Origin of the sequence: Pseudomonas sp. RA_35y_Pfl2_P32 (assembly GCF_963970735.1) — a bacterium.
Lineage (GTDB): Bacteria > Pseudomonadota > Gammaproteobacteria > Pseudomonadales > Pseudomonadaceae > Aquipseudomonas.
Genome location: NZ_CAXAQF010000438.1, coordinates 1 through 255, shown reverse-complemented (window position 1 = coordinate 255; position 255 = coordinate 1). Strand labels below are relative to the sequence as shown.

Below are 255 nucleotides of genomic sequence, written 5' to 3'. Positions count from 1 at the left end.
CCCGCCAGGGCGCACTGGACCCGGACCTGCCGCGCACCCGCATCGAAATCCCCTTCGATGCCTCGTTCGTCGCCGGCCAGGCGATCAAGCTGTTCTGGCTCGGCACCTTGCCGGATTTCACCCCCTACCTGCCCGACCTGCCGTTGCGCCTGATTACCCAGGGCGACATCGAGGCCGGGGTGTCGTTGTTCATCACCGTGGAGGCGGCCCACATCAAGCCGGTAGAAGGCGGCACGCTGGAGCTCTATTACCAGT

1 protein-coding gene is annotated in these 255 nt (G+C 65.9%); it reads left to right on the top strand.

What is annotated here, in order from left to right; genetic code table 11:
* The coding region (locus AACY45_RS29060) for a hypothetical protein (RefSeq protein WP_339548912.1) at positions 1–255 on the top strand (255 nt) is incomplete at both ends.